This window comes from Pseudomonas sp. EA_65y_Pfl1_P113 (genome assembly GCF_963970525.1).
GTDB classification, from domain to species: Bacteria; Pseudomonadota; Gammaproteobacteria; order Pseudomonadales; family Pseudomonadaceae; genus Aquipseudomonas; species Aquipseudomonas tritici.
Genome location: NZ_CAXAQM010000298.1, coordinates 1 through 554 on the forward strand (window position 1 = coordinate 1; position 554 = coordinate 554).

A 554-nucleotide genomic window follows, 5' to 3' on the forward strand; every position below is an offset into this window, starting at 1 on the left:
TGATCTGGCGTGGGCTCGCGCGCGCCGCGACGGAATCCACTGTCAGTCCTATAGCTGGGTGGCGCGCTCGATCGCGCGCGCCGGCTATGCTGGATCGGTTCGTGTGGTCTTTTGAACCGAATTGCCGTCGCGATCGGCGCGGGCGGCAAAAGGGGGCGGGTTGCCCCGCCCCCCTGTTAGCCCGGATCAGGGCGTGACGGTCAAAGCAGCGCCCGTGTTGAGATTGGCGTTGTAGTTGCAGCCGCTTCCGAAGTTCACCGAGTTGAAAAAGAACGACGTTGCAGCGTTGCCGTTCTTCATGATCGTGAACGGCACGTCAGACGAGGTAGAGCAGGAAAGCCCGCCTCCCGAAATGGTGAGGCCGTGGAAAACGCCCGTGGTGGCCGAAGTGACGGCAAACGTCGTCGCCCCAACCGAAAGCTGGTTGCAGTTGGTGTTGGTGGCGCCAACGCCGCCAGATATCGACCCGCCTGACGATGATGTGGTCTGCGCCTGCAAGGTCCAACCGCACGCCCAAATGTTGCTGCCCTGAACCACATTGCCGCCACCCTTGA

General features: G+C 62.5%; 1 protein-coding gene. It reads right to left on the bottom strand.

The window, feature by feature from the left end:
* Nucleotides 1-186: 186 nt before the first annotated feature.
* The coding region (locus tag AACY52_RS29705) for a hypothetical protein (RefSeq protein WP_339561285.1) at nucleotides 187-554 on the bottom strand (368 nt) is incomplete at its 5' end.